Origin of the sequence: Caballeronia sp. BR00000012568055 (genome assembly GCF_029439455.1) — a bacterium.
Classification (GTDB): Bacteria; Pseudomonadota; Gammaproteobacteria; order Burkholderiales; family Burkholderiaceae; genus Caballeronia.
This window is the reverse complement of record NZ_JAQFVG010000222.1, coordinates 1-515: the sequence shown is the minus strand read 5'-3', so window position 1 is coordinate 515 and position 515 is coordinate 1. Positions and strand designations below refer to the sequence as shown.

Here is a 515-nt window from a genome sequence, read left to right as displayed (position 1 = left end):
GCCGGGTTGAGATTGGTCGCCTGCTTGAGCTGATTGAGCATCATCTGATACTGGTAAATCAGATTGCTATCCTGATAAGCCTCACCTTTGACAGCCGCTGCCGCCGTCACGGTATTTTTGATGAAGTTCGATGCGTCGAACACCGGCATATTTGCCGTGGCCTGCTGCACCAGGCCGACAGTCAGCACGGCGGTTGCGACGATGCCGCGGAGAAGGGGTTTGATCATGGTGGTGCCTCTCAAATAAGCGTGTTGCGGTTCAGGCGCTGGCGAGCACGTCGCGCACGTAGTCCTGCTGCCACTGGGGGCTGCCCGATGTCACATGCTTGTCGAGCAGGGCTTGCGCACGTCCGTCCGAACGGAGATAGGCGAGCGCCTCCTTCGGAAATTGGGCCTGCAGCATCCGGGTTTGTGTGGCCGTCACCCACAGATAGTCGCGATTGGGCACCGCGTCGGCGATCATCTTGATCTGATGTGCGGTCAGCCCGAAGATGTCCCGATAGAGCGACTGGTTGT

Annotated in this window: 2 pseudogenes; both read right to left on the bottom strand. The window is 58.8% G+C overall.

The features are described from left to right. Positions 1-227, bottom strand: a pseudogene (locus tag P7F28_RS10275) (type VI secretion protein); the annotation flags it as partial. 31 nt (positions 228-258) lie between these two features. Then, a pseudogene (locus P7F28_RS10270) lies at positions 259-515 on the bottom strand (type IV secretion system protein VirB4); the annotation flags it as partial.